The 26,248-nt window shown below is 52.7% G+C and carries 18 protein-coding genes; all 18 read left to right on the top strand.

Annotated elements, in window-relative coordinates; translation table 11 throughout:
• The first annotated feature begins 215 nt into the window (after positions 1–215).
• Complete coding sequence (locus tag PUT07_RS26865) at positions 216–1,247, top strand: fatty acid desaturase (protein WP_274471852.1); 1,032 nt, start codon at positions 216–218, stop codon at positions 1,245–1,247.
• 470 nt (positions 1,248–1,717) lie between these two features.
• Positions 1,718–2,650, top strand: a complete 933-nt coding sequence (locus PUT07_RS26860; protein ID WP_274472000.1) for an ABC transporter permease — start codon at positions 1,718–1,720, stop codon at positions 2,648–2,650.
• A gap of 18 nt (positions 2,651–2,668) precedes the next feature.
• The gene (locus tag PUT07_RS26855; protein ID WP_274471851.1) at positions 2,669–3,550 is read left to right on the top strand and encodes a carbohydrate ABC transporter permease; all 882 of its coding nucleotides are present in this window, start codon (positions 2,669–2,671) and stop codon (positions 3,548–3,550) included.
• 147 nt (positions 3,551–3,697) lie between these two features.
• A complete protein-coding gene (locus PUT07_RS26850) occupies positions 3,698–5,281 on the top strand; it encodes an extracellular solute-binding protein (protein WP_274471849.1) in 1,584 nt (527 codons plus the stop codon).
• A gap of 89 nt (positions 5,282–5,370) precedes the next feature.
• Positions 5,371–6,411 (top strand): response regulator transcription factor, encoded by a 1,041-nt coding sequence (locus PUT07_RS26845; protein ID WP_274471848.1) that lies wholly within the window; start codon positions 5,371–5,373, stop codon positions 6,409–6,411.
• Entirely contained in the window at positions 6,408–8,252 is a 1,845-nt protein-coding gene (locus PUT07_RS26840) for a cache domain-containing sensor histidine kinase (protein WP_274471847.1), read from the top strand. Before PUT07_RS26845 ends, PUT07_RS26840 begins: the two co-directional genes overlap by 4 nt.
• Before the next feature lie 538 nt (positions 8,253–8,790).
• Complete coding sequence (locus PUT07_RS26835) at positions 8,791–9,558, top strand: SDR family NAD(P)-dependent oxidoreductase (RefSeq protein WP_274471846.1); 768 nt, start codon at positions 8,791–8,793, stop codon at positions 9,556–9,558.
• A complete protein-coding gene (locus PUT07_RS26830) occupies positions 9,555–11,549 on the top strand; it encodes a heparinase II/III domain-containing protein (protein WP_274471845.1) in 1,995 nt (664 codons plus the stop codon). Before PUT07_RS26835 ends, PUT07_RS26830 begins: the two co-directional genes overlap by 4 nt.
• 49 nt (positions 11,550–11,598) lie before the next feature.
• Positions 11,599–13,902, top strand: coding sequence for a DUF4962 domain-containing protein (locus PUT07_RS26825; protein ID WP_274471844.1), 2,304 nt, complete (start codon positions 11,599–11,601; stop codon positions 13,900–13,902).
• A gap of 863 nt (positions 13,903–14,765) precedes the next feature.
• Complete coding sequence (locus PUT07_RS26820) at positions 14,766–16,112, top strand: extracellular solute-binding protein (RefSeq protein ID WP_274471843.1); 1,347 nt, start codon at positions 14,766–14,768, stop codon at positions 16,110–16,112.
• A 95-nt stretch (positions 16,113–16,207) separates the two neighbouring features.
• Positions 16,208–17,098, top strand: coding sequence for a carbohydrate ABC transporter permease (locus PUT07_RS26815; RefSeq protein ID WP_274471842.1), 891 nt, complete (start codon positions 16,208–16,210; stop codon positions 17,096–17,098).
• Between the two features lie 15 nt (positions 17,099–17,113).
• The gene (locus PUT07_RS26810; protein WP_274471841.1) at positions 17,114–17,995 is read left to right on the top strand and encodes a carbohydrate ABC transporter permease; all 882 of its coding nucleotides are present in this window, start codon (positions 17,114–17,116) and stop codon (positions 17,993–17,995) included.
• Positions 17,996–18,037: 42 nt separating this feature from the next.
• Positions 18,038–19,927 carry a sensor histidine kinase gene (locus tag PUT07_RS26805; RefSeq protein ID WP_274471840.1) on the top strand — a complete coding sequence of 630 codons (1,890 nt, stop codon included), beginning with the start codon at positions 18,038–18,040 and terminating at the stop codon, positions 19,925–19,927.
• Between the two features lie 5 nt (positions 19,928–19,932).
• Positions 19,933–21,108, top strand: coding sequence for a response regulator (locus PUT07_RS26800; protein WP_274471839.1), 1,176 nt, complete (start codon positions 19,933–19,935; stop codon positions 21,106–21,108).
• 118 nt (positions 21,109–21,226) lie between these two features.
• Positions 21,227–21,619: an HAD family hydrolase gene (locus PUT07_RS26795; protein WP_274471838.1), complete on the top strand. Its 393-nt coding sequence runs from the start codon at positions 21,227–21,229 to the stop codon at positions 21,617–21,619.
• Between the two features lie 16 nt (positions 21,620–21,635).
• Complete coding sequence (locus tag PUT07_RS26790; RefSeq protein WP_274471837.1) at positions 21,636–21,854, top strand: helix-turn-helix domain-containing protein; 219 nt, start codon at positions 21,636–21,638, stop codon at positions 21,852–21,854.
• 171 nt (positions 21,855–22,025) lie between these two features.
• A complete protein-coding gene (locus PUT07_RS26785; protein ID WP_126140957.1) occupies positions 22,026–22,226 on the top strand; it encodes a cold-shock protein in 201 nt (66 codons plus the stop codon).
• Between the two features lie 1,252 nt (positions 22,227–23,478).
• Positions 23,479–26,097: an SLC13 family permease gene (locus PUT07_RS26780; protein WP_274471836.1), complete on the top strand. Its 2,619-nt coding sequence runs from the start codon at positions 23,479–23,481 to the stop codon at positions 26,095–26,097.
• The last annotated feature ends 151 nt before the right edge of the window (positions 26,098–26,248 follow it).

The following is a 26,248-nucleotide window of genomic DNA, read 5'->3' as shown; positions in this document are numbered from 1 at the left end:
TATTCATTTTACACAACAAACGGGAAGGGGCAAATGAATTCTAGGACCGATGACTTATATTGGCTTTTACAAAAATCAGTTTCAACCTTATGATGGAGGTGCGGTGTAATCTTTCTTGCCGCAGTAGGGAACTTTATTTCATTCGCAACGTAGTACAACAGTGACAATCAAATCAGAGATTCCGACATAACGCGGAGAGAAGGAGTTCCAACTGAATGAAGCATGAAGACAAGGGTGGGTGGCGTTCCGACATTGCGCCCTACGAAAGACCGCAGATGAAGCACAGCGTTTGGCAAATTATTAATACGGTAGTTCCATTTTTTGCACTTTGGTATTTCGCGTTTTTAAGTCTTTCGGTCTCGATATGGCTTACGTTTGTGATCGACCTGATCGCCGCAGGGTTTTTGGTTCGCATTTTCATTATTTTCCACGACTGCTGTCATAAATCATTTTTCAGAAATAAATGGGCGAATGAGATCGTGGGTACCGTGACAGGGATTCTGACATTTGTTCCTTATCATCAATGGCGTTATACGCATTCGATTCACCATGCTTCCAGCGGTAATTTGGACCGCAGAGGCGTCGGTGACATCTGGACGCTAACGGTTGAAGAGTACTTGGCTTCTTCTTGGATCAGAAGGATGTACTACCGGTTATACCGCAATCCGTTCATTATGTTTATTATTGGGCCTATCTTCATCTTCCTGATCGACTATCGCTTTAACCGTAAGCGCGCGGGGATGAAAGAACGCATGAATACGTACATCACGAACATCAGTATCGTGGGGAGCTTGGCTTTACTTTGCTGGGGAATCGGTTGGCAGTCCGTACTGCTTGTCCAAGGACCCATATTTTTCCTGTCGGGCATGATGGGCATTTGGCTGTTCTATGTTCAGCATAATTATGAAGAGACCTACTATGAGAATGAAGAAGAATGGGATTATGTGAAAGCCGCAATGCATGGCAGTTCTTTTTACAAATTGCCGCGAGTGCTGCATTGGATTACCGGCAACATCGGTTTCCACCATATTCATCATCTAAGTCCGCGTGTCCCGAATTATCATTTGGAGAAGGTTCATAACAAGAATGAGGTGCTGCGCAACGTTCAGACGATTACGCTCTTAAGCAGCTTGGAGTCGCTGAAGTTCCGCGTGTGGTGCGAGGAGAAGAAGAAGTTTATTCGGTTTAAGGATTTGAAGGCTTTCCGTGCGAGAAGAGGTCTTATTAAAGCAGTGGAAGTTGATTGAGTGAGTGATAGGGAGCTGTTAGTTGAAGCGGGAAATCTGCTTTGGCTGGCGGCTTTTTTGGTTATGAGGCATCGTGCTTACGGACACAGGAGCCCTTATTCGATGAAGAAAGGCAGCTTTGAAGATGTAACGGACACACGCGCCGCTAATTGCTTGGTTGGGGTACGATTATTCCGAAATTCATGCGAATAGGGTCTCTGGAGTCCGTTAGCATCGAAACAGGACGTCTTTTGTGAGTATAACGGCTGCTGTGTCCGTTAGCTTTGCTTGGTCTTTGTGCTTAGGGGTGCTGACGGCCGGCTCTTTGATGCAATGCCATACGGTCACTTCGCATCTAAAAAAAACACAAGTCAGTGAAAAGACATTCCATTGTTGCAAGCGCTTTAGGAAGGTACCATAAGGCTATATCATCAACGAAGAATAGTGAGGGGGGCCAGAAGATGGCAGTAGGCGCGCAAGCAGTAGAACAAATGGATAAACGTGCGCAAGTGAAAAAGGGCAATTCCTTTCTGCGAACGTTTTGGAAGTATAAGGCATTGTATCTGATATCGTTGCCAGGGATTATTTATTTTATAGTATTCAAATATGTACCGCTGTTAGGATCCGTCATTGCCTTTCAGGATTACAACATTTTTGACGGCTTTACGGGAAGCAAATGGGTAGGGTTCGAGCACTTTACCCGCATGTTCGCCCATTATGACTTTCTTAAAATCTTGAAAAACACTGTCCTCATCGGGGTTTACGATCTCGTGCTGGCCTTCCCGGCGCCCATCATTTTGGCCCTACTGCTGAACGAGCTGCGGGTCGTTGTGTACAAGCGTCTGCTCCAGACGGTCGTGTACATGCCGCACTTCTTGTCCTGGGTTATCGTGAGCGGGATCGCAATCGGCATTCTCTCGCCTTCAACAGGCGCCGTGAACCAATTTATCACGTGGCTGGGCTTTAAGGAGATTTATTTCTTGGGGGAAGAATCCTGGATCCGTACGGTGCTGATCACCTCGGGGATTTGGCGGGATTCCGGTTACGGGACGATCATTTATTTGGCAGCGCTTGCGGGTATCAATCCGGATCTCTATGAAGCTTCGGAAGTGGACGGCGCGAATCGTTGGAGACAAACGATTTCCATCACCATTCCAGCCCTGCTGCCGACGATTATGATTTTGTTCCTGCTGCACATTGGTAAATTCCTCGATTTCGGCTTCGAACGCGTTTACGTGTTCCTGAATCCGCTGAATAAAGAAAACGGTGAAATTCTCGACACCTACATTTATACCGCAGGCTTGCTGGGCCAACAGTTCAGTTATACGACAGCGATCGGGCTGTTCAAAGCGTTGGTCGGGGTTATCTTCATCGTCGCGGGTAATATTTTCAGCAAAAAAACAACGGGTGAAAGCTTGTACTAAGACGGAGGTGAACGCTTTATGAATCGCAAGCCGACAGCGGGCTGGAAAGTTTTTAATTTATTTAACGTCCTGTTTCTGACGCTCCTTTCACTGGCGATGCTCCTGCCGTTCTTGAACGTGCTGGCTCAATCGTTCAGTTCTTCCCAAGCCATTGTGAATGGCAAGGTATTATTCTGGCCGGTTCAATTCACGGCGATTAACTACCAATACGTATTTAGCGACGCGGCAATCTGGCGTTCCTTCGGCGTAACTGTGTATATTACGATAGTAGGTACGCTCATCAACTTGGTTGCCACCGCTTCGCTGGCCTATCCGGTATCGCGGCCTGAGTATGCCGGACGCAACGTTGTCGTCATCATGGTTCTGATTACGATGGTGTTCACGGCGCCGCTCATTCCGAACTTTATTCTTATGAAAAACCTGCATTTGACGAACTCGCTTTGGGCTCTCATGATTCCAGGTGCGATCAGCGCCTTCAACTTCTTCGTCATGAGGTCGTTCTTCCTGCAAATTCCGAGCGAGCTGATTGACTCCGGCCGCATCGATGGCTGCTCCGAGCTGAGAATGATCTGGAGCATCGTGCTGCCGCTATCCAAGCCGGTCATGGCTTCCCTAGGTATTTTCTATGCCGTGAGCCATTGGAATACGTACCAAAGCGCACTGTACTACATCAATAAACCGGCGCTATGGCCGCTTCAGGTTAAGCTGCGCCAGCTCATTGTCTCTGACGACATCTCTATCGATCCGAATTCCGCACAGTTCAGCGGACTGGCGAATATGGACCCGGAAGGGATCAAAATGGCGACGATTATTATCGCAACGATTCCGATTATTCTGATTTACCCGTTCCTGCAGCGTCACTTCGTTAAAGGGATGATGGTAGGATCCGTGAAATCATAAAAAGATTGTATGGTATGTCTTGTTTTGACACCATTCTAAAAAAAAGACAATTCAAACTAAAGCCAGCCCATATCGACGAATTGTAAACGCTTTTACAATGAGAGTGTGAAAGCGTCATATTTAATCGAAACGAAAAGAGGGGTAGAAATGAAAAAATGGATTCCCACAACGATGGCTGCCGTAATGCTCGCCAGCATGTTGGCCGCTTGCTCTTCGAAACCAGCTGAACAACCGGCATCCAGCGCGGCAGCAGGCACGGATAGCTCCAAGCCGGCGGAGAAAACGAAGTTCTCCATCTCCCTGCGTACACTGGCATTCGGTCACGTTGAGAAATCGCCTGATATTAATCAAGATAAATGGGTGAAGAAACTCGAAGAGTTAACGAATACCGATTTGAATATCGTGCTCGTTCCGCACAAAGAATATGAACAAAAAATGATTCAAATGTTCGCAACCAACGACATTCCTGACGTCGTACAAGGAAGCGGCGGTGTGAACGGGAAAGAAATGGCGGGTTCCGTGAAAGCGGGCGTCTTCATGCCGCTGGACGATTTGCTGAAGCAGTACGGTCCGAACTTGTTGAAAAAAGTGCCGAAAGACGCTTGGGATAACGTAACTTATAACGGCAAAATCTACGCGATTCCAGAGTTCCTGTCCAACCCGTCCCGCCGCGCGATCTTCGTGCGTAAGGATTTGCTGGATAAAGCAGGCCTTGGCGTACCGAAAACGGTTGACGAGTACATGGCGGTGCTTCGCAAGTTCAAAGAAATGGGCGTAGAGAACCCGTTCATGGGACGTGAGAACTTCAAATACGCGGATTCCTTCTTCGGCGCTTATGACGTGTACCCTTACCTGTCCATGTTCGAGAAGGTTGGCGATCAAGTGCTGCCGAAATTCTTCGACACCGAGAATATGACCAAAGCGCTGCAAACGTACAAAACGATGTTTGACGAGGGCTTGATCAACAAAGAATTTGCGACGATTAATGCAACGGTGTTCAAGAACACGATTCTTTCCGGTAAAGCGGGCATGTGGTCCATGAATGCGAACGAAATGCTGCAATGGGAAACACAGCTCAAAACGACTGTACCGACAGGCGACATCGAGATCATCGCTGCTCCGACCGGACCTGACGGCAAAGGCGGTCACTACTTGTACGGACCTGCGCCGCGCGCGTACTTCATTAACAAGAATGTGAAAAATGCTGCGCAAATTATCAAGTTCTACGATTGGATGATGTCCGATGAAGCGGAGAAATTCTTCACATTCGGTATCGAAGGCGACACGTACAAGACCGTTGACGGCAAAATCGAATACAAAGCGCCTACGGATACAGCGGGTGTAGATGAAGAGCGTTATCGTCAATCGTTCTTGTGGTTGGTTCAAGATACAACTTATAATAAGGGCACACTTAGTTTGACGGACGAAGGCAAGAAGTTAATGAACATCTATGATACAACGTTGAAAAATGAAGGACGTGACGGCATCAATTTCGAGCCGCGTCTGGAATCCTTGATGAAAAACCCGGATATTTCCCCGGCTTCCGACCAAGCGCCTCCAGTGATTCTGCAGCATATGGTCAAAATGGTTTACGGCAAAGAGCCGATCTCCGATTGGCCGAAAGTGCTGGAAGAGTGGAAGTCCAAGGGCGGTAACGATGTAATCAAAGAAGCGACAGACAAATTCAATGGCAAAGATCCTGGCACAACGATTTCAATGCCTCGTAAATAAGCTCAGGGTATGAGCATGACCGACTCCTCACGAGCTTAAAGCGCGTGGGGAGCGGGCATTTCATAAGGGTAAGAAAGGAGCGGCGCCTCATGTACCGCATACTGATTGTCGATGACGAACCGATGATACGCAAAGGATTACAGAAACTGGTGGAACAATCGGGGCTGCCGATCGAAAGCCTGAGAACGGCAGAGAACGGCGTTGTCGCACTGCAGCGGATTCAAGAGGACCGGCCTGACTTCCTGTTCACGGATATTCGAATGCCCAAAATGGACGGCTTGGAGCTATGCGCCCGCGTGGCCGAGATGGATGCGGACATTCAGGTCGTGGTTATTTCCGGTTATGGCGATTTCGAATATGCTCAGAAATGCGTATCTTATGGCGTCAAAGAGTACCTGCTGAAGCCTGTGAACATCAAGGGCTTTCAGGGCGTGCTGGAGAAGCTGATCCGTACGAAAACCAAAGTAAGCTCCGAGACGTTCGTCGCGGTAACGAAGCTGGAGCAGTGGGCAAGCCGCATGGAACAAGCGGTCTGGATGCTGCAGCAAGCGGAGTTAGCCGAGTTACTGGATGAAATTCACGGAGAGCTCAAGGAATATAAGCTGAAGCTCAATCGGGTTCACGATATTCTGCAGGAGCTTCATACGCTGCTGTACCAGCGCTTAAATGTGCGGGATGTCTACCTGATGCAAGGAGAGCTGGCATTAACCGGCGCCGCAAGCGAAGAGGAAGCGTGGCATCGTTTCACGGCTGCGGTGTACGGCCATTTGGAAGAACTGAAGAACAAACGCAAAGGTAAGCTTAAGGACCCTGTAGAGGAAGCGAAACAGTACATTGAGACACATCTTGCCGAGGAGGTTTCCTTGGAGGAAGTGGCGGACTTTATCGGACTCAACCCCTCTTATTTCAGCCAATTATTTAAGCAGAGCACAGGGGAGACGTTCGTGCAGTACCGCACGCGCAGACGTATGGAAAAGGCGAAGAAATTACTTGAACAGCCGCAGTGGCGCATCACGGACATTTCGGGTGAAGTCGGATACGCCGATCATCCGCATTTTACGAAAACGTTCAAGAAATATGAAGGGTGTCTTCCTTCGGAATACCGTCAGCAGATGGGGATTCGTTCATGAGGGGCAAGACGCTGTCACGCCAAATTTATTCCTACTTTCTGATCGTGATCATTCTGTCTCTTGTCTCTGTAGGGGCTTTCTCCTATGTACAGTCTTCCAGAGCGCTGGACGGTCAAGTGAAGCAGTACATGGAGCAAATGATCGAGAGCGCCAACTATCAAACGGACAGTTATCTGCAGGCTTATGAGCTGCTCAGCGGCGCCTTCTCGTCTAATTCGGACGTGCGCGCGTTCATGGAGATTAAGCCGGACGATTCGTATGAGTATTATATGTATAACGAGAAGATTAAAGATTTTGCCAGTAAATCGGTTACGTCGGTCATCACCTTGTATAAGCAGCTGAACATGATTTATGCTGTCGGCCAGCATGGGCGTTCCGTCATCTACGAGAATCAGAATTTGCTGAACTTCGACCCCGTGTTGGTGAAAGAGAAGTACGATTATTTGATGAAAATGACACCGGATACCGGTAAAATCGCGCTCTTGAATATGAGCATCCGAGAGGTCGATAAGGGTTCGGTTGTAACTATGGCCGTTAAAGTGAGGGGACCCTCATACGGCCTGAACCGCGGGGTCGTAGCGATCGAGATCAAACTCGATGAACTGGCCAAGACTTGGGATCGGGCGAACTTGGGGAAGAAAGGCTTCTTCTTCATCGTGGATGATGCCGGTAACTACATCTACCCGGTGTCGATGAGCCGGCGGCAGCCGCAGGATGAACTGGCTTCGCGCGTGCTCGCCAGCGGCAATCAGCCGTTCACGTTTAAGTATGACGAGGAGGAGCGCATGTTCGTTTCCCGTAAGTCTGCGTATTCCGACTGGAATCTCGTGGCGTCCCTGCCGGTTGACGAGCTGCGCCGCCCGGCGAACACGATTCGCACGACCACGATCATTGTCGGTCTCCTTACGCTGGGGATAGCGCTGTGGCTGGCCTTCCGTTTCGGCCGCTCCATTATTGCGCCGATCCGGTGGCTCAAAGACAGTATGCGGGAGACTGAGAAGGGGAACTGGCAGTACATTGACGATACCGGCCGTGCCGATGAGATCGGCGGTCTCATCCACAGCTATAACCTGATGGTAACGCGCTTATCCGATATGATCGAGCGGGTGTATGAAGCGGAGCTGGAGCAGCAGAAGAACGCGCTGGAGCTTGGGGAAACGAAGCTGGAGCGGCAGCGGGCGGAGTTCCAGTCGCTGCAGCTGCAGATTAATCCGCACTTTTTATATAACACGCTCGAGACGATCAATTGCTATGCCATTGTGCAGGACTCGAGGGAAATTACCGAAATGGTAGAGGCGATGGCATTCATGCTTCGCTATTCGGTACAGACCAACTTGGAAGAAATCACGGTTGCCAATGAGCTGAATCATGTAAGGAACTACATGATCGTGCTGCAGCACCGCACAGGCAAAGAGTTCGAAATCGACGTGGCGATTCCGCCAAGCCTGCTGTTGGAGAAAATGGTTCGGTTGACATTGCAGCCGCTGATCGAAAATATTTTCCAGCATGCATTTGCGGACGGCGTGGAGCCGCACCACTACATTCGCATCAACGCCAAGAAAGAAAACGGTTTGTTCCAGGTGTTCGTCGAGGATAACGGCGTGGGCATGAAGCCGGACCGGCTTGCGGAACTGCGGGAGAAGCTGGAACAGAACCGCCTGGCGGAGCCGGAAGAGACAGGCACGCAGCGGCGCGGCGGCATCGGGCTGATGAACGTCCACCGGCGCATCCAGATGGTGTTCGGCGAAGCCTACGGGCTGTCCGTTGACAGCGAGTGGGGGCGCGGAACGTGCTTGACGATGACGATGCCGGAGACGACGCGTCCGCGGATGCGGGGATGACCGGGGCGGCTTGGCTCGTTGTGCCGCTCCGTCGCTCACGCTGACGGGCAGAGGCGGGGCCGGTGAGACGCCATCGTTGACGCTAACGGCCACAGGAGCCATTGAACCGTAGCAGGAGGCCTCTCTACACATGAGACACTGGGTCTAGATTGGCCCTGGTGAGACGCCATCGTTGACGCTAACGGCCACAGGAGCTGACATAAGGGTCCTTGGTCCGAGGCAGCAAGCCTCTTCGGTCCAGGGACACTGAGTCCGGATTAGCCCATTGAGAGGGCCATCCGCTGGCGCTAACGGACACAGGAGCCCTTATTGGGGGAAATGATCGCCGTTGAAATTGTAACGGACACCACGGCCCTTATTTGCTTCATTTGCTAATAAAGAAGCGCTTCCAACGGGAAATAGCGGCACTCCAGTCCGTTGGAAGTAAATTGACGCTTAATTTGATGATTTAGCGTCTCTCCTGTCCGTTAGAGCTTTGCGTGATGGCAGAGGGATGATGCATAGACGAATAAAACAAACACACATGGGAGGAATTCATATGAATATCGATTTGACGGGGAAAATTGCACTGGTAACAGGATCCAACGCGGGGATCGGACGCGCGATCGCCTTGGCGCTCGCCAGCAACGGGGCTAAAGTGGGCGTGAACTGCCTGAACAACGTAGCGCAAGGGCAAGAAGTCGTAGCGGCCATTCAAGCTGCGGGCGGGGAAGCCGTGCTGGTACAAGCGGATGTTACTGATTTGGAGCAAATCGACAGACTCGTTAACGAAGTGGAGCAAGCGCTTGGCGGCACGATCGATATTCTGGTGAATAACGCGGGCCATCTGGTGCAGCGCGTTCCGAATTCCGAAATGTTTGAGGATATGTATAACAGAATCATGGATGTGAACCTGAAAAGCACCGTCTTCATGTGCAAAAGAGTATTGGCCGGCATGAAAGCCAAAGGCGGCGGCCGAATCGTCAACATGACGTCCGTTGCAGCACATAATGGCGGCGGGCCGGGATCCAGCGTGTATGCAGCGAGCAAAGCGGCGGTACTGGCCTATTCCAAAGGCTTGGCGAAGGAAGTGGCGGCAAGCGGTATTACCGTCAATAACGTATCGCCTGGTTTCATCGGCAACACGATGTTCCACGCCACATTCACAACTGACGCGGCTCGTGCGGCAACGATTAACGGCATTCCGCTCGGACGCGAAGGCACACCGGAAGACGTAGCCGGCGCCGTACTCTACCTTGTTTCCGATTTGGCGTCTTATGTAACGGGCGAAACGATCGAAATTAACGGCGGGATGATGATGCGATGAGTACCGCGCTGAGACAGGACCGTACTGTACAAGTATTGAAGGAGGAGATCGACAGGCTGCAGCAAGCGGGCAGCCTGTCCATTCCTAAAGAACCTGGGGGCTGGTGGCACCAGTATGTTTGTCCGCACCATCATACCGAACTGGCGTTCGATGACGTGCAAGCGGACGCTACCGCATTCGCCTGCCCTCACGGCTGCACCATCGAAGGCGAAGCCTATCACGGCGCATGGCTCGTGTTCAAGCACCAGTCGCTGGCACGCGTAGCCTTGCAAGCCGCAGCTGTCTTTGCGGCATTGGGCGAATCGGCCTATGCGCAGCTAAGCAAGAGACTGCTCGTTGAATATGCCGAGCAGTTCCCGCTTTATCCGGTGCATCCGGAAGCGCAGAGCTGGATGCTCAAGGGGCGTGCCTTCCACCAGGCGCTGACGGAGGCGATCTGGTCCACGACGCTCATTCGCGCCTATCTGCTGCTGCGTGATAAGGGCGTAGTGTTCGAGGCGAAGGAGCAGGAGGCGATCGACGTCTTCTTGGGTCTGCTGGCCGGCAGTATGGAAGAGTACCGGCACATTCTTATTCATGAGCGCAACAATGCGGAGAACAATTACACCGCCTGGCTGAACGCGTCATTGTCCTGCGTCTATGCCGCGCGCGGCGAGCAATCGGCACTGGAAGCGCTGATTGAAGGCCAAGGCGGCTTCAAGCATCATCTGTCAATCGGCGTCAAGCCCGATCAGTTCGAATTCGAGGGAAGCACGTATTATCACGTTTTCGTGCTTCGTGCCTATTTGATCGCTGCCGAGATGGCACAGCGCTTCGGCATTGACCTCTACGCCGTCACTGGCACAGACGGCCAATCCATGCGCGGCATGCTGGAGGCGCTCGCCGACCTGGCCGACGGCCAGGGCATGCTGCCTGCGCTGCATGACGGCCCGCTCGCGCGGGCTCCCTATGCCCGCGAAATCGCCGAGATCGCGGAGCAGGGGCTCGCGATCTATGGCATTGCCGGCCTCGCGCCGGTGCTTCGCGAGGCCTATCGCCAGCTCGGCGGAGGCGAACAGCTCGAGGCGCTGCTATACGGCGGCACAGCGGAAGCGGCTCCTGCGCCGCGCGGTTCACGGCTCTGGCCGGATGCCGGCTTCGTCATCGGCCGCGTGCAGGGGAACCCGTTGTCCTTCCTCGCCGACTTCGGCGAGCACGGGGGTTCCCATGGCCATTACGACAAGCTGCATCTGACGCTGATGCACGCAGAGCAAACCCTGACCCCCGATTTCGGGATGGTGCCTTACGGCTCGTCGATGCGGAAATCGTGGTTCGCCGAAACGTCCAGCCACAACACCGTATCGCTGAACGGTTTCTCCCAAGCGCCGCATGAAGGGCGCTGCGTCCGCTATGCGGCGGAAGAAGGTGCGGTATACGCATGGCTGCAAACGACAGGAGCCTACGAGGGCTGCACGATGAATCGTCATCTGCTCCTAACGGGGGAGTGGATGCTGGATTGGTTCCAGGTCGAGCTGGGAGCTGAAGCGCCGCAAAGCATCGAGTGGTGGATGCATCCTGCCGTTCAACCTGCCTCGGATGGGATGGCGGAGCGGGGAGATTCATATACGCTGCGAATCCGGGACAAAGATGTGGCGGTATCCGAGCGCGAACTGCCGATCACCGGACAGTTCGCACCGGAGCAATCCCAGCTGACTGTGGCATACCGGCTTGCTGCCGGCTCTGTCGTCAGCCATACGGCTTTGGTTCAGGCGGGTGATGAGCTGCTGGCGGTAAGCACGCCGGGAGACTCGATCGACCCGAGCCAGCCGCTTACGGCTATTCTGCATCGCCGGCATGACCGCAGCGCCGATTTTGTGCATGTCTACCGTGCGGGCAGCCCTGTGGAAATCCGGCGCGTGTCCCCGCAGGAGATTACGGTGGCGGTTCCCGGACAGCCGGGCTCCGAGGCACGCCTTCGACTAACGGAAGATCAAGGTTTAATTTTCATATAGAGAGTTTGGGTTAGGAGCCACATTAGGACTTATCGGGAGGAGATTGGAAATGACAACCCTGTCGCCATTATATGAACCGCAGAGCGGTGTTTTAACCGTACAATACGAACCGAACGAGCACACCGTCCTGCTGGAAAATCCGCCTCGTTTCACATGGATTCCGGCGCAATTAGAGAACGACCGTTATCTGCTGCAAATTTCGCCGTCTTCTGACTTTGCGGGAGGGGAAACGCAGACGATCGGACCAATTCCGTACAACTTATATACACCTGATGATGTGCTGGAGCCTGGAACGTATTATTGGCGTTATGCGCTGATTCAAGAAAGCGGCGAGCCAACGGCTTGGAGCGTTGTGAGACGATTCGAGGTGCAGGCGGGCTTGCCGGCTACACCGCTGCCTAGCCGGGAGCGCCGCTATGCCGAAGCTTCGGCGCAGCATCCGCGCTTGTGGCTGCAATCAGCGGAGCTGGAGGCTTTCCGCAAGCAGCTGGCTGACGATCCTGCTTATTGCGGCTTCGACGTGTTCTATGAGAAATCCGTCAAGCCCTGGATCGACCGCGAGCTGATCGCGGAGCCGCTGCCGTATCCGGGCAATAAGCGTGTTGCTAAGCTATGGCGCCAGATGTACATGGATACGCAGGAAGTGCTGTATGCGATCCGTCATTTGGCTGTGGCCGGCACGATTCTGAATGACGCCGGATTGCTGGACCGGGCCAAAGCCTGGCTCCTGCACGTTTGTAACTGGGACGTGAACGGCACGACGAGCCGCGACTATAATGACGAAGCGTCCTTCCGGATGACCGGCGCGGTTGCCTGGGGGTACGATTGGTTATACGGGCAGCTGTCGGATGCGGAGCGGGAGCTGGTCCGAGGGGTGCTGCTGGCTCGTACGCGTCAAATTGCAACGCATGTGATCGATCATTCCAAAATTCATCACGTGCCGTTCGATAGCCATGCGGTTCGCTCACTTTCGAGCGTGCTTGTGCCCAGCTGTATAGTGCTGTTGAACGAGGAGCCGGAAGCGAAAGAGTGGCTGGATTACACGCTGGAATATTATGCGTGCCTCTATTCCCCTTGGGGCGGAGCGGATGGCGGTTGGGCGGAAGGTCCGATGTATTGGACCACCGGGATGGCTTTCGTCACAGAAGCGATGAATTTGCTTAAGAAATATACCGGCATTAACTTTTATAAGCGGCCGTTTTTTACGAAAACAGGGGATTTCCCGCTCTATGCTTTCAGCCCGGATACACTGCGCGCAAGCTTCGGCGATCAGTCGACCTTGGGCGATCCTGTCAGTTTGAAGACCGGCTTCAATATCCGCCAGTTCGCGGGCGTCACCGGAAACGGCTTGTACCAATGGTACTTCGAGCGAGTGCGGGAAATCGATACCGATTCGGAAATGAAGTTTTACAATTACGGCTGGTGGGACTTCCGCTTCGATGAAATGGTGTACCGCCACGACTATCCGCAGGTAGAGGCTCTGGCGCCGACAGATGCGAATATCGAAGGGGTCAAATGGTTCCGCGACATCGGCTGGGTCGCCTTCCACTCGAACATGGCGGATCCCGAGCGCCATATCATGCTGCTGACGAAGAGCAGCAAGTACGGCTCCGTCAGCCACAGCCACGGCGACCAGAACGGCTTCCTGCTGCACGCTTACGGAGAGCCGCTGGCGATCGAGAGCGGGTACTATATCGCTTTCGGCTCAACGATGCACATGAACTGGCGCAGACAGACGCGCTCGACGAACAACATTTTGATCGACGGGCTTGGTCAATACGCGGAAAAGAACAAAGTGCTGAACATGGCGGCGAGCGGGGTCGTCGAAGTGGCAGAACAGCGCAAAGGCTACGGCTACTCCCGCAGCAACGCGACTGCAGCTTATAAGGAGTACGTTCCATATCTGGAGCGGTATGTTCGCGAACTGTACTTCTTCGGCACTTATGTGGTCGTTGTCGATCATATCGATTTGACGCAGACGGGCACGGTCGATTGGCTGTTCCAAACGCTTTATGAGATGAAGCTGAACGGACAGACGTTCAGAGTCCAAGGCCGCAAGGCCGATATGGACGGCCGTTTCGTTTATTGCTCCTCGGGAGACTTGGAGCTAAGGCAGCAAGAAGGCTTCCCGGATGTCGAGCCGTCGGAGATTGAGGGCCTGCCGCTGCATTGGCATCTCCGAGCCACGACGAAGCCGGCGCGCAGCCACCGTATTGCGACGCTGCTCGTGCCGATCAAGCATGGCGAGCCGAAGTATGTGTCCTATTTCATGGACGATCAAGGGTTCGATACGCACATTTACTTCACCGAAGATGGTGTCACACACCGTGTTGAGGTGCCTAAGGCATATTAATTTACTCCACCTGCCGTTTTGGCGGGTGGTTTTTACTTTGGGGCGGCATGGAGATCGTGCAGTGCAGTCACATTTGGCACAAGGTCGGCCCGTGCGCCGCTCTAACGGACACCACGGCCGTTAATCGGCGATCCGTGAGCGGATCCGGCGCTAACGGACTGGAGGGCCGCTATTTGCCGCTTTTCCTTCGAAATCGTCCATTTTGAAGCAAATAGCGGCGCTGGTGTCCGTTATCATCCTTCTGCCGCCCGAAACTGCGGAATAACGGCCGCTGTGTCCGTTAGCTGGCCGAGGGTTACCTTCGGCACAACTCGCATTTTGTATTTTGCCCGCGCAATGCGCACTTCGCATTCTATGCTGTGCATCGCCGCGCTCCATCACGCTGCGCTGTGCTTCGCGCTGTGTTTCACTGTCCTTCACAGAGCTCCGCAACGCTTAGGCGCATTTCGCCGCGCTCCATCACGCTGCGCTGTGCTTCGCGCTGTGTTTCACCGTCCTTCACAGAGCTCCGCAACGCTTAGGCGCACTTCGCCGTGCTCCACCGTGCTCCACCGTGCTCCACCGTGCTCCACCGTGCTCCGCCGCGTCTCAACATCTTCCCATCCAGCCCCGCCCCATCGGCCATCCCACACATTCCCTCCTTCCATCGCCGCTAATAGCCACACCGCAAGGGAATTCTAGGCGGTAACCAGACGCTAACATGCCCCCGGCAGGCATACCCCGCATGTGTGTAAACTTCAGGTCGGTACTTGATAACCTATAAAAAGTTAACATGAATCCTAAAGTTCGCACATTGTAGAAGATGCCGCTTTCAAGGGATAATAGGGACATCAAGATCACCAACAAACGAGGGGGATTTACCAATGGTTAAAAAATATAAAGCTCTACAAGTAGCGGCAGCTAGCTTGCTGGCTATTTCCTTGACTGCTTGCGGCTCCGGCGCGAGCACGAGCACTCCGGCACCGGGCGCATCCGCGGCACCTAGCGGCGGCAGCACAACGGAGAAGAAGGAAAACATCACCATCACGTTCCAAAACATATATCCGGATCCGACAGATCCAAAGAACGGTATGTTGAAGAAAATCGTCAACGACTACCAAACTAAAAATCCGAACATCAAAATCGAGCTGGACTCCCTGAACACGGATCAACAAAAGCTGAAGCTCAAAACGCAAGCCGCTTCCAAAGAAGTTCCGGATATCACCATCGTGAATCCAGCGGCTCAAATGAAGCCATTCGTTGATGCAGGCCTGTTCGCCCCGCTGAACGACATGGTTGAGCAAAACGGCTTGAAAGGAACATTCCAAGAAGGCATTTTGAACTGGTATACATTCAATAACAACATCTATGCATTGCCTGACGGTAACAACATCGGTCTCGTTTACTACAACAAAGACTTGTTCAAACAAGCGGGCGTAGAAGTTCCGAAAACATTCGAAGAAATGGTCGCAGCGGTCAAAACGCTGAAAGGCAAAGGCATTCAGCCAATGGCGATCGGTGAGAAAGATTCCTGGACGGGTTCCTTCTTGTTCATGAACGTCCTGCTTCGCACAAACGGCGGCCCTGGCTTCCTGCAAGCGGTGGTTGACGGCAAAAAGACGTTCAATGACCCGGCATTCACGGATGCGGTAAGCTCCTTCCAAGATCTTGTTCAAGCAGGCGCATTCCAAGAGGGGGCAACGTCCTTCGACTACAACGCAGGCGAGAACTTGTTCAAAACAGGTAAAGCGGCTATGTACTACATGGGCTCCTGGGCAACAGGCGGAATCGAAACTTCTTCCGTTAACGGTAAAGTCGGCGTCTTCAAGTTCCCAACGGTCAAAGGCAAAGGTAACCCGGATGAGTTCATGCTTGCACCGGGAAGCGCGTTCGCCGTATCTGCTAACAGCAAGCATTTGAAAGAGACTAAGGATTTCTTGAACTACTTCATGCTGAACTTCCCGAAAGAAGCTTTCGCCGTGAAAGGCGCAGTAGGTATCGCACAGAAAGTGGAAGGCGACTTCAAAGCTGCCGGATACTCCGATATGGCCATGGAAGTACTGGGTATGTTCAAAACAGTTAAAGGCGGCGACCTTGCGTTCGATAACACGATGAACCCTGGAACAGCTCAAGGCCACTTAACAAGCATTCAAAACCTCTTCGTACAGAAGAAAGATCCTGCTGAAGTGGCGAAAGAGCATCAAACAGCTTACGAGTCCAACAAGAAATAAGATGAAATAAAGCCAAGTCGGAATTTATCCCTAGCGCCTAAGGGCCCGCGAAGGGTAAGTTCCGCTTGGCATATCCCATGAAGGAGGCGAGCCAAGTGAATGTGTTAAGAGTCTCCAAGTGGACGATTGCCATGTTTGTACTGCCGTGTTTGCTGATCTATGTCGGACTTGTTTTCGTTCCGATTCTCGTATCTCTGTACAGCGGACTGCTTGATTGGAACGGCATCGGGGAATCGACATTTGTCGGATTGAAAAATTTTCACACGTTGCTATTTGAAGATCCTGTTTTCTGGCCATCCGTGAAACGGACGTTAATGTTTGCCGTATTCTCCATGGCGGAGATTCCGGTTGCTTTGGGTGTAGCTATTCTGCTCAACCGTTTTATCAAAAAACCGAACTTTCTCGTTTCAGCCTACTTCCTGCCTGTTATTTTATCGGTCGTCATTATCGGCCAATTGTGGAAAACCATCTATAACCCTGCCGCGATGGGGGGCATGCTGAACCAAGTCCTCGATATGTTGAATTTGCATAGCTGGTCGAAATCCTGGTTGACGGATCCGAAGATTGCGATGTATTCCCTTTATTTTGTGGCCCTGTGGCAGTACTTGGGGTACCACACCTTGATCCAGTTCACCGGCATCCAGAACATCCCGGCCGATGTTTACGAAGCGGCGCGAATTGACGGGGCCGAGGGGCTGAAAGCCGACTGGCATATTACTTTCCCTATGAATATTCCGATTTTCAAAATATCGATCGTCCTCGCCTTCATCGGCTCGCTGCAAGCGTTCGACATGATCATGGTCATGACCGCAGGCGGCCCGGCGCACGCGACAGACGTCATCTCAACTCACATGTACAACATGTCCTTCCTCTCCATGAAATATGGTTACGGAAGCGCGATTGCCGCATTCTTAGTCGCTCTATGTTTACTTGCAACTGTTGTTATCAACTTTATCTTCAACCGTCTGGAAAGAAGATTTACGTAAAGGAGAGGGGTCACCATGAATCATGCAAGTCAAATAGCCGCGGCTAGGCCTGCAGCCGTACGGAGACGCAAAAGCCTCTCTATTACGAAAATCATTGTCGTAGGATTCTTGTCCTTACTTGTTGTAACGCAAGTCTATCCGCTGCTTTGGCTGTTCATTTATTCACTCAAAAGCAATGAGGAAATTTTGTCGGGTAAATTTTTCGCTCTGCCGCAAACGCTGCAGTGGAAGAACTTTACCGATGCGATCGATGCGGGACACTATTTTCAATATTTGAAAAATAGTTTGTTCGTCACCTCCGTCACGATGGTCTGCGTTCTGCTTCTGGCCTCGCTAGCATCGTTCGCGATCGCCAGGTTCCGCTGGAAATATGGGCAAGTCGTCATGGTCATCTTCCTGATCGGAATGATGGTGCCACTGCAAGCGACGCTGCTGCCGCTCATGCTGATCTTCAAAAATCTGCATGCGCTGAACACGCATATTTCGATCATATTGCCTTATATCGCCTTCCAAACACCGATAGCCGTCTTCATTATGAGCGGATTCATGCGTTCGATTCCAGCTGAAATTGAAGAATCTGCGATTATGGATGGCGCAGGGGTTTTGCGGATATTCCGCAGTATCATTATTCCGATTTCTATTCCTCCGATGATGACCGTCTGTATTCTTACCTTCATCAATATCTGGAACGAGTACATTCTAGCGGCGACGTTCATTTCGTCCGAACGGCTCAAAACGCTGCCATTCGGCGTCAACAGCTTCGTCAGCCAGTATTCGGTCAATTACGGGGCCATCGGCGCTTTCCTGGTGCTGGGTGCGCTGCCGGTCATAATCATCTACTTCTTATTAGCGGACAAAATTACAAAAGGCATGGTAGCGGGAGCGGTGAAGGGTTAACTTCACCCCTCGCTTTTTGCTATTTTAGAGAAGGCCTGTGATATGATAGCGAGTAAAGACGACGAAAGGGGACCGGATTCTCACGTGACACGGGGCCTTCATTCCATTCATAACCGGCTGTTTTTGCTTTTCATCTCCTGTATGCTGATTCTGCTAACGCTTGTCAGTGTACTCTACTACAAGAAGACGACGGATATCATTCATAGCAAAATCAGCGACTTGGCCGAGAAAAATATTTCCCAAACCGTCGGCCTCTTCGATCTGCTGCTTCAGGGCTACGACAGCATGACGAAGTCGCTGAACAGCAACTACGAGATGCTTCGGTTGATTCATGACCGGGATATCAGTAAGGATGAAGCAGTCAATATTATTAACGAACGGACGATTACGAACATTTTGGGAGCCGCATATTACTCCCGGGATGATATTATCGGGATTCATGTCATTACGAACGCAGGCAAAAACTATAACTATGCACGGGGCTTTGACAGTGTGATTGAAACCGATTATGCCAACACGGCCTGGTACCATAAGCTGCAGGATTCTTCCGGAGAAATGGTCTGGCTCGGGCTTGCCAGAGGCTCCATCATCAACCGGTTTCAGACGGATTCCGTGTTCGTCTTCGGACGCAAGCTCTATGATTTAACTGACCACAGGTTGATTGGTGTCCTCGTGATAGAAACGAACCCGCAGCCTATTCTTGCCGCGCTCTCGAACGTAACGATCTCCCCGAACAGTCAGGTGTATATCGTCGATAAAGAAGACCATCTGATTGCTTCCACTGCCGAGGAGAAAAGCAGCCTACCTTTGTTCGGAGGACTGCCGCGGCCGCAAACCAATGAAATTATCGTCGATGACCGGACCGATCAATTGATTGTCGCCGCCAAGGCGAAGATGTCGGATTGGACCGTATACGGTCTGACGCCGAAGGAAGATATTAATGCCGAAATTGTGAAAACGAGAGAGTATCTCTACTTCGTCGTTTTGGCGCTCGTATTCCTGTCTCTGGTGCTGGCCACGATTATTTCCCGGAATATCTCCTCGCCGCTTAAGCTGCTCATTCGCGAGATGAAGCAGGTCGAGATGGGGAATTTCAAAGGCTCGGTGACGGTCAAATCATTCGAGGAAATCAACTCGTTGGTGTCATCGTTCAACCGAATGGTGCACCGGATGGATGAGTTGATCGAGCGTATTACCCTCGCGACGGTAAGCGAGAAGAACGCGGAGCTGCAAGCGCTGCAATCCCAGGTTAATCCGCATTTTCTCTACAATACCTTGGATATGATTTATTGGATGCTGGATGAACGCGAGAACGACCGGTTGGGCAAGGTGATTCTGGCTTTGTCCCATATGTTCAGATATAGCAGCGATTGGCAGGAGGCGTCCAAGACGACGCTGCGCCAGGAACTGGATCAGATGCGGCATTATATGACGATTATCGAGAACAGGCTGGAGGGCAGGGTTAGCACCGAGTTGGAGGTCGACCCCGATTGCCTGGATGTGGTCCTGCCGAAGATGACGCTGCAGCCCATCATTGAGAACGCAGTGAAATACGGGCTCGAGCCGCTGAGCCTGGATCGTCCCGGACTGCTGCGCGTCTCGACGGAGATCGGCGACCAGGAGTTCCGAATCGTCATTGCGGACAATGGCGTCGGTATCGAGGAAAGCGCCTTGCAGAGCATGCAGGAGCAGTTGAAGAAGGATGCTACGGATATTGACGGAGCGATGGCTTCCTTGCGGGACGACGACGCGGTAGGCGCTTCCGTGATGTCAGTAGCGCACGACCACACAAGGCGCGGCATCGGGCTGACGAACGTGCACCGCCGCATCGTGCTCATGTTCGGCGACCGCTACGGCCTGCGCATTCATAGCAAACAGGGGGAAGGTACAACCGTTATCATTGCGATGCCGCCTCCCCGGAGAGGAGAGTAATCATCATGGACATTCTCATTGTGGATGATGAAACCGTCATTCGCGAGGGCATTCAACGCACGCTGCATAACCGCTTTCCGGAGTATAGGATACATCTTGCTGCTAATGCAGAACAAGCGATAGCGCTGCTGCGAAGCCACCATATTCATATCGTCCTAACGGACATTCTCATGCCGGGCATGACAGGGCTGGAGATGATGAATCTATCCAGAAGCAAGCACCCGCATGTGAAATGGGTCGTCATTTCGGCCTACTCCGAATTCTCGTATGCACAGGAAGCCGTGCGGCTCGGGGCGAAGGACTATCTGCTGAAGCCGATCGGCAAAGAGGTGTTGAGCGAGATGATCCGTAAGCTAAGCGAGGAGATTGCCCGCGAGAACGAATTGACCGAGGAGGCCGAGCAGCTGAAGACGAACCGCAAATATTTGCAGGAAGCCGTCTTCCAACGTTTCGTGCAGGGCTTGGACACCGGGCGCATCGACATGGCGCCTTTCCTTGAGCAGTACCCGTCTTTCCACCTGATTATGGTCAAAATGGAGAGCGACAAGGCCGTCTTCCTCGAAAACTTCATCATCGAGAACGTCCTGCTGGAGCTGATCGAGCGCTACGGCAAAGGCTTCGTGACGGTTCACGACAGCAAAAGCCTGCTCGGGCTCGTCACATTGCCGGAGACGGGGCACCTGACAGCGCTGGTGGATGAGCTGCGAAGTCATCTTGTGAAATATTTGAAGGTGCCGTTTCAAATCATGAGCACCGGACTCATTGACCGCTTGGAGACAGTGCCGGCGGAGGTGCAGCGCATGCGTCAAGCTTCTACGACACAGGTCTACGAACACCATGCGAGCGGCAGCGACCGGTCCGTCGACGTCGTCCTGCAATATATCCGCACGCATTATCAGGAAGAGCTGTCACTGGAGAAGGTCGCTGCGATCGTGTATTTGAACCCGGTTTACTTCAGCCAGCTGTTCAAGCAGAAGACGGGTCAAGGGTTCAAGGAGTACGTCATTCATCTCCGCCTGGAGCAAGCGAAACAGCTGCTCATGAATCCGAAGCTGAAGCTAGCGGACGTGGCTGAGCGGATCGGTTACCAAGACATGCGCCACTTCTCTCAGGTATTCCGCAAGAAGTACGGCATGACGCCTTCCGAATACCGGCAGGAACACTCGACCAATCCTGTATGATGCGTACCAAGAGGGATGGCAGAGGACTGGTCCATCACAGGCCGCCGTTGTAATTGACCGATGCGTCCCATTAGTGGTATATCTAAGTAAACCGACGTAAGGGAGCAGGACAATCGAGATGAACTTGAACAAAGCGTATGAAGATGTCAAAAAGTTTCATGAAACCTTTGAGCACCCGGTAGGAGCGACCCCCCAGCGTTTGACGGAGAGCCGTAAGGCAGCCCGTTTGGCTTGGATGCAAGAGGAGCTGAATGAGTTTAAGGAGGCGGCGACGCTGGAAGACGAAGTGGATGCCATGATCGACGAATTGTACTTCGTACTTGGCACCTTGGTCGAATTAGGGGTCGAGCCGGGGCCGATTTTTGACATCGTACACGGAGCGAATATGGCCAAAGTTTGGCCGGACGGTCTAGTCCATAAGAACGAATTTGGTAAAACCATTAAGCCCCCCGGATGGCAGGACCCTTTCGACAAAATTAGAGCAGAAATTCGCAGACAGATGAGCAAGTAAACGAGGAGGGACGGGCGTGGCTTTTCATATGAAGCTGAAAGCGTTGAGACAAGCGCAAAATTTAACGCTTCGCAAACTTGGAGAGAAAGCGGGCGTCAGCTATTCCCTCCTTAACTCCATCGAAAACGGTCGAATGCAGCCGTCGAAAGATGTCGCATTGGCGCTGGCAATTGCGCTGAAATTGGAGGATAAAGACGAGCTAATTTCTTTGGCAGCAAATGCCTCCGATGGATAATTGCATTACCCAATTATGTGTGGTACAGTAATATTAGTCTTGAAGGGTAAAACCTAATTGCGTATTGCAAAGGGTTATCATTTTAAAACGGTGAAGCCTTTTCCAATGTGTAATTTTTTTGTTCGAAACAAGAAAAAAGACATGTTAATTAAACTTTTGGAGGTATTACCCATGGCAGTAGGAACAGTTAAATGGTTTAACGCAGAGAAAGGTTTTGGCTTTATCGAAGTTGAAGGCGGCAACGATGTATTCGTACATTTCTCCGCAATTCAAGGCGAAGGCTTCAAAACTTTGGACGAAGGTCAACAAGTTGAGTTCAACGTTGTTCAAGGCAACCGCGGACCACAAGCTGAGAACGTTGTGAAGCTGTAAGCTTTAGCTTGCATAGATAGCAGTTCGGAGAACAACTCTTAACGATAAGTTAAGAGTTGTTCTTTTTTTGCGCATATTTCTTTCTGTGGAGATCTATCAGGCGTCTGGGTTGTGCAGCATTGCTTCTTCTGGATGTGGATGTGGATGCGGGTGAGGAGTCGTTCTAACCGTTGGAGGTTTTTAAGCTTAGCTGGAATTTCTCCTGCTAAATGCTTCAGAAGAGCCTCTCGCATGCCCCGTAGCTGGAATTCCTCCAGTTAATCTGCCCATTGAAGGCGAATTATTGGGAAGATCGTATGAAATAACGGGAGCTTTTCCAGTAATTTGACCAGATCGCGCCCCAACTCGTCCATTTAACAGGAGAAACTCCGTTTACGCCACTCTGAGGCGCCATGGTCACGCCTGGACCACCAAGTACAACGTTAGGATGGATCCATCAGACGGGTTGAATCGTCCTAACCGTAACCGCTGGAGGTGCTTAGCTGGAATTTCTCCTGCTATATTTTCCACAAGAGCCTCTCGCATGCCCCGTAACTGGAATTCCTCCAGTTAATCTGCCCATTGAAGGCGAATTATTGGGAAGATCGTATGAAATAACGGGAGCTTTTCCAGTAATTTGACCAAATCGCGCCCCAACTCGTCCATTTAACAGGAGAAATTCCATTTGCGCCACTCAGTGGCGCCATGGTCACGCCTGGACCACCTAGTACAACGTTAGGATGGATCCATCACATCGAAGTTGAGCAGCATCTTCTTCATCTCGTTCGGTAAACGTCTTATTACGCCAACACCTCCTCGGCGCGAACTTATTCTACCTAGCTCTGCCTGTACCTCTTCCTCTTCCTGACTCACATCTACATTTACTTCCACCTCTCAACCTCAACCTTTACCTTTACCTCTGCTACTTCAACTGCTGCTACTGCTGACTGCTACATGCTAACTGCTCTGCTACTACTACTGCTGACTGCTACATGCTAACTGCTCTGCTACTACTACTGCTAACTGTTACTGTTAACTGCTAACTGCTACTGCTTCTCTACTGCTACTGCCACAGTTACTGCAACTGCAACTGCAACTGCAACTGCAACTGCAACTGCAACTGCTTCAACTTCAACCTCCACCTCCATCTCTCCCTTCCACGAGCAGGGGCTGCCTTTCATGTTCTGGTTTACAGACCATGCGTATCGAGAGTACAGTAATCTTTGTAAGCTTTACAGTTGTACATAAGTTCAGTCAGGAGTGTAGATTGTGCATGGCAATTAAACATATGGAGATGTTCAAAAATTTCTCCAACATAGAATTAGCCAAGCTCTTGGGTAAGCTGGAGAAGCTGGAGCGGGAAGCGGGGTCCGTGCTGTTCGAACAAGGCGATCCCGGAGACCGGATGTATCTGATCGAGAGCGGGAGAATCGAGCTTTTCTCCCAGAAGCCGGACGGCGCCCGGCAATCGCTAGCGCAGCTGCATCCCGGCGATGCGCTTGGAGAGATGGCTTTATTGACCAATGAGCCCCGGTCGGCAACTGCCGTCATGGCTGTAGACAGTGTGTTGTATGAAATCGACAGGGAGACGTTCGAGCGATTAATTATCGATCAGCCGCAGATATCGTCATATTTTATTCGCTTGCTTTCCCAGCGGCTGGTGTCGACCAATGACCGCTTGCAGGCTTCTAAGGAAGCGAAGGCCGCCTGGCTGACGCAGGAGCTTGCGCAGCTGGCGGAGCCTACGCGGGACTTTCTCTTCGCATGCGCCTGCTTGAGAGGGATGAGCGAGAAGCTGGCTGTGCATGTCTTTCAGCAGGAGCTGCCTGCAAATGGCGAGGTCCCGCATGGCTTGGAGCATTTGGTGCGAAGAGCGGACGGTTTCCTTCACGTACGCGAGGAAATGATACGCACGATGCTGGATCTCGTGCCGCAGAACTGCAGCAGCAGCCTACAGCAGCTGTGGGCGGAACAGGCTGCGTCCTTCTACCTGGCCGAGAGGGAATGGGCTGCCGCGATAGAGATTTATACGGAGCGAGGCGAGTGGGAGCTCGCGCTGGAGGTGGCCGCGGCTGCCGGGGCTGCGCTGGCGGAGTCGGATCCGCAGCGGGAGGCGATCGGGCAAGCGCTCCGGCGCTGCCCGCATGAGAGGTTGACCGAGCTGTATACGGTCATGCTGGAGCACCTCCGCTATTGCGCGGAGCACGCGCCGGAGGCGGGCTTGTCCATCGTCGAGGCGGCACTGGACAAGCAAGGGGCCGCCTATTCGGCGCAGCAGCTCATTACGCTCTACGAGCGGGGAGCCGAGCTGTGCCGCAAGCTGGGAAGAAAGCAGCTTGCGCTGGAATATTTGCAGCTGGCAGAGACCCGGCAGCAGGGGCAAGGGCAGCGGGATCGGTCCAAGATCAGCGAGGACCGGATCTATGGGCTGGCTAAGCAGATGCTGGCCAGGAGCAAGAGCGAGTTTCTCGCCGAGAGCGCACGCCGGCTTGCGGGCCGCAGCCGCCTGTTGGGCATTGCGGCGGTCGTTCTTGCCGTGCTGTCCGTGCTCGGCTTCCATCTGGCCGATCCGGTGGCGGGTCTGTCACAGCAAAGCATGGACTTCATCGGCATCGGGCTGGCCGCCGTCATTCTCTGGATCTCGGGGATCATGCCGGATTACATCGTAGCCCTGGGCATGGCCATGCTGTGGGTGCTCGGCGGTGAGGTCGAGCCCGAGGTGGCCTTGTCGGGCTTCGCGACGCCAACGTGGCTGTACATGATTTTCATCATGGCGATGAGCGCCGTCATTACGAAGTCAGGCTTCCTGTACCGCTTCTCCCTACATGCCTTGAAGCGGTTTCCTGCTCATTATCGGGGGCAGCTGTGGGGGATTGTCGCCGGCGGCGTCATGCTCAACCCGCTGATCCCCTCTTCGTCGGCGAAAGTCTCGCTTGGCGTCCCTATTGCGCAGACGCTGTCGGAATCCATGGGCTTCAAGGCGGGGAGCCGAGGCGCAGCGGGGCTAGGATTAACCGCAATGCTCTTCTACGGCTTTACGGCGCCATTCGTGCTCACAGGCTCGTACACGAACGTGATGGCTTACGGCCTCGTCTCGTCGGGCTCGCCGGTCAACTGGATCCAATGGCTCATGTATGCGCTCCCTGCTTTTCTGATATTCGGCGGAGTGCTGCTCGCGCTCCTGTTCTTCATGTTCCGCAAAACGGAGTCGGCGAAGCCGGTTTCGGGCGAAGTGCTGGACGAACAGCTGCGGTTGCTGGGACCGCTGTCCCGCGAAGAGCGCATCGCGCTATGCACCGTACTTGGCAGCATCGCGGCGCTCGTTCTTCAGCCGCTGCACGGCGTGGACAGCGCCTGGGTCATGCTGATCGGTTTCGCCGTGTTAGTCATCAGCGGCGTGCTGGACCGGCGGACAATCTCCACGGGCATTGACTGGACGTTCCTGCTCTTCCTAGGCGTAGCCTTCAGCTTCTCTACGGCAGCGAGCGAACTGGGGCTGGTTGAGGCGCTCTCGGCCTTCCTGGGAGGTCATATGGGGGTTTTCGTCTCATCGCCGATCTACTTCCTGCCCGCCGCGATCGTACTGTCGTTCGCAGTCACATTGATCGTAAGGGATGATCCGGCGGTTATCCTGCTCGTGACAGCGCTGCTCCCTCTTGCCGAGCAGGCCGGGGTCCATCCGTGGATTCTCGTTTTCGTCGTGCTGCTGTCAACGGATCCGTTCTTCTTCGCGTATCAATCGCCTACCTATCTGACAGCCTATTACAGTTCGGAAGGCAAAGCGTTCAGCCATCGGCAGGGCCAGATCATCGCGCTTGGTTACGCTGCGGCTGTTTTGCTGCTCGCGATATTATGTATCCCCTACTGGCAATGGCTAGGGCTTCTCTCCTGACAATAGGTTTCACAAATGCCTCCAACAACGATGCGAAATTCGTAGTATGGAGGTTTTTTGCTGTCTGCTTGTGCCCGATTTCTGGCCTCTGTCAGGAGACCCCGTGTATGTCGGAGCGGTTCCTCCCTCTTTTTGCTCCGAAAATTGGAAT

The sequence above is a fragment of the Paenibacillus sp. MAHUQ-63 genome, from assembly GCF_028765165.1.
GTDB lineage: Bacteria > Bacillota > Bacilli > Paenibacillales > NBRC-103111 > Paenibacillus_E.
The sequence above is the reverse complement of the archived record's forward strand: the minus strand, read 5'-3'. Positions and strand labels throughout refer to the sequence as shown.